The sequence below is a fragment of the Cupriavidus respiraculi genome, from assembly GCF_914271545.1.
GTDB classification, from domain to species: Bacteria; Pseudomonadota; Gammaproteobacteria; order Burkholderiales; family Burkholderiaceae; genus Cupriavidus; species Cupriavidus respiraculi.
Window position 1 is genome coordinate 1 of the sequence record NZ_CAJZAH010000013.1, and the last position, 3,873, is coordinate 3,873.

General features: G+C 66.9%; 3 protein-coding genes. 2 read left to right on the plus strand and 1 reads right to left on the minus strand.

All coding sequences use genetic code 11. From position 1 onward, the window contains the following. Positions 1 to 364 precede the first annotated feature (364 nt). Entirely contained in the window at positions 365 to 2,314 is a 1,950-nt protein-coding gene (prpR, locus tag LDO27_RS25480; protein ID WP_224044658.1) for a propionate catabolism operon regulatory protein PrpR, read from the minus strand. Positions 2,315 to 2,573: 259 nt separating this feature from the next. Between prpR and prpB the strand changes: the two genes are divergently transcribed. Further along, positions 2,574 to 3,482, plus strand: coding sequence for a methylisocitrate lyase (prpB, locus tag LDO27_RS25485; protein ID WP_224044660.1), 909 nt, complete (start codon positions 2,574 to 2,576; stop codon positions 3,480 to 3,482). 61 nt (positions 3,483 to 3,543) lie between these two features. Then, a partial coding sequence (locus tag LDO27_RS25490) for a citrate/2-methylcitrate synthase (protein ID WP_290368865.1) occupies positions 3,544 to 3,873 on the plus strand: 330 nt, incomplete at its 3' end.

The following is a 3,873-nucleotide window of genomic DNA, read 5'->3' on the forward strand; positions in this document are numbered from 1 at the left end:
GTGCGAGCACTTTATAACTTGTAAGCTCCAGGCAACTTGCGCCGCCTGTGCGTCCCGTTATCGAGCGCCCACACTTATCGGTTGTTTGATTGTTAAAGATCCGTCTGCCCCAGCTCGCTTTGCTTCACCAGGCGCTGCTTCGTCAGCAGCAGAGAAACGAGATTATGTAGATCTTTTCGTTTCCCGTCAACAGGGCAGCGCACTTTTTTTTCGCCGCCGCAGTGCCGGTCAAACTGCCCCGCCACTACCCCCTGCCAACCCCGCAACCCGCGCCCCGCCTGCCTTGCAGGCTCGCTGTCGTGTTGCGAGGGGGCGAATATTAAGTCAGCCAACCGGGGCTGGCAAGTACTTTTTCGCAGAGTGCTCAGGCCGCATCCTTGAGCCGTCTCCACAGCGTCGTGGGACTGATGCCGAGAAGCTCACAGGCGGCCGCACGGTCGCCGCCGCACTCGGCCAGCACCCGACGGATATGGTCGGCCTGGCTGGCGCGCGCGGCGCCCGCGAGCGAGCGCCGCGGTGGAGCGCCCTCCACATTCCGCGATGCCGGCGCCGGCGCGGCCGCGAACAGTTCCGGAACGGCCGCCTCGAGTTCGCGCCGGAAGACGCCCTCGCCAAGGTCGCGTCCGGCCAGCAGTACCGCCACGCGCTCCGTCACGTTTTCCAGCTCCCGGATATTGCCGGGCCACGCGTAGCCGGAAAGACGATCGCGCACGGCGGCCGGCAGACGCTCGCCGCGGTCAAGGCCGAGCCGCTGCTGGGCGCGCCGATACAGCATTTCGGCCAGCTCGGTCAGATCGTCGCCCCGTTCGCGCAGGGGCGGCATTTCGATGCGCAGGATATTGAGCCGGTAATACAGGTCTTGGCGGAAGGTGCCCGCACGCACCAGTTCCGCCAGATTGCGGTGCGTTGCCGCGATCACGCGGACATTGACGGGCACGGCGTCGAGCCCGCCGATGGGCAGGACCTGCTTTTCCTGGAGGACGCGCAACAGCCGCGTCTGCAGCGCGGGAGGCATGTCGCCCACCTCGTCGAGAAACAGGGTGCCGTTGTGGGCCGATTCGAACAGGCCGGCCTTGCCGCCGCGTCGCGCCCCGGTGAAGGCGCCCTCCTCGTAGCCGAACAATTCGCTCTCCAGCAGCGACTCCGGAAAGGCAGCGCAATTGATGGCGATGAAGGGAAACGCGCGCCGGGGGCTGGCGTCGTGCATGCCCTGCGCCAGCACTTCCTTGCCGGTGCCGCTCTCGCCGCTGACGAGCACCACGGAATCGACCGCTGCGTAACGGCGGGCCAGTTCGCGCAGCTGCTGCATCGCCGGCGAGGCACCCGCCAGGTCTTCCAGGCTGTACCGCACGCCCGCCGGCCGCGTACGGGCGCGAGAACGCAGGTTGCGGTCGACGCGGTGGATGGCATTGGCGTCCTGGATGGTCAGCACGGCGCCCGCCGGTCCGGCTTCGGTCACGATGGGGATGCGGTTGACCACCACCATCTTGTCGCCGAGCTTCTGGATGGCCTCGAGTTCCTTGTCGCCCGACTGCATCACGCCGTCTAGCGACAGCCCGGGCGCCACGCCATGCAGCTTGCGCCCGACCGCGGAAGCTGCCGGCGTGCCGAGAAAGCGTTCCATGGCGGGATTGAAGGACTGGATGCGCCCTTCCGCGTCGACCGCCGCCACGCCCTCGTTCAGGTGGGCGAGGATGGTGTTCACATAGTGGCGCCGGCCCGATTCGATGTGCCGCAGCCGCGCTGCTTCGATCGCGTCCTCCAGCGCCAGCTTGACCGCATTGCCGGAATAGAGGAATACGCCCACGAGCCCGAAGCGGTCCGCCATGTCGGTAACCATGCCGGGACCCACGACCACTTCGATGCCCTCCTGCTTCAGCGCCTTGACGCGCGCCGCGGCGTCGTCCTCGGTGAGATAGGTGTAGGCCGGGATAGCGAGCGAAAAGGCGCGGGCGAACTCGTCCACTTCCGGATAGATGGCCGCATGAGTCACCAGCGCCACGCGCGGCGAGATGCGCCGCGCGGTGGCCAGCGCGCTCATCACGTCAAAGCCGGTGACCTTGACCAGCACCACCGGCACGTCGACATGCTGGCGCAGATAGGCGCCGTTCGAGCCGCCCGCGACGACTACGTCCAGCCTGCCCTCGCGGGCCTCGCGTGCGATGGCGCTGGCCGCCGCGTCATAGCCCTTGTCGACGATGCGGAATTCGGCCTGGGCGGCATAAGCTGGGATCAGTTCGGCAAAGGCGCGCGACAGGCGGCTGATGCCGATGGCCCAGATGCGGGGCCGGTGGGAGGCGGTAGGCAGGCTCATGGGGCGCGCGGCGACGGTACGGAGGGACGAGGAGGCATTGTCCGCCGGCTGCGCTGCGATTTCAATGATGAAATCTATATTTCAATATTGAAATACTCGGCACGAGGCGTCGAGGGTTCCCGTGCGGGCCCCTTTTCCCGCCAGCCGTTGCCCGTGCCTCGCTGCGGCCCCCTTTCCGGCTTTCACCGGCGCGCGTTACCGCCCCTGGCATACCCCTTGCGCTAACCGGCCCACTTTCGCCAACAAGGACGACCCGCTCATGTCTTTCTCCCCTTCCGACCTCGCCCGCTCCGCCGGCGCACGTTTCCGCCAGGCGCTGGCCGATGAGAAGCCGCTGCAGATCGTCGGCACGATCAACGCCAACCATGCCCTGCTGGCCAAGCACGCGGGCTACCGGGCCATCTATCTGTCCGGCGGCGGCGTGGCCGCTGGCTCGCTGGGCCTGCCCGACCTCGGCATCTCCAACCTGGACGACGTGCTGACCGATATCCGCCGCATCACCGATGTGTGCGATCTGCCGCTGCTGGTGGACGTCGACACCGGATTCGGCGCATCGGCCTTCAACGTGGCGCGCACCACGCGCTCGCTGATCAAGTTCGGCGCGGGCGCCATGCATATCGAGGACCAGGTGGGCGCCAAGCGCTGCGGCCACCGCCCCAACAAGGAGATCGTCTCGCAGGGCGAGATGGTCGACCGCATCAAGGCCGCGGTGGACGCGCGCACCGACGAGAACTTCGTGATCATGGCTCGCACTGACGCGCTGGCCGTCGAGGGGCTCGACAAGGCCATCGAGCGTGCCGTGGCCTGCGTCGAGGCCGGCGCAGACGCGATCTTTCCCGAGGCCATGACGGACCTGGCGATGTACCGTCAGTTCGCCGCCGCGGTGAAGGTGCCCATCCTGGCCAATATCACCGAGTTCGGCGCGACGCCACTGTTTACGCGCGACGAACTGGCGGGCGCCGACGTGTCGATGATTCTCTATCCGCTGTCCGCCTTCCGCGCGATGAACAAGGCCGCGGAAAACGTCTACGCGGCGATCCGGCGCGATGGCACGCAGCAGAACGTGGTCGACACCATGCAGACCCGCGCGGAGCTCTACGACAGCATTGGCTACCACGCCTACGAACAGAAGCTCGACGCGCTGTTTGCGCAATCCAAGGGCAAGTGACACATCGGGAAACATCGACAAGCATCGACAAGCATCGACAAGCACTGACAAGGAGACACGCATGACGGAAGCAACCCAGGCGCCGGCGGCGCCCAAGCCCAAGAAGTCCGTGGCGCTGTCCGGCGTGACCGCCGGCAACACCGCGCTGTGCACGGTCGGGCGCAGCGGCAACGACCTGCACTACCGCGGCTACGACATCCTGGACGTGGCCGAGACCTGCGAGTTCGAGGAGATCGCCTACCTGCTGGTGCACGGCAAGCTGCCCACCCAGGCCGAGCTTGATGCCTACAAGCGCAAGCTCAAGGCGCTGCGCGGGCTGCCCGCCAACGTCAAGGCCGCGCTCGAATGGGTGCCCGCCTCGGCCCATCCGATGGACGTGATGCGCACCGGC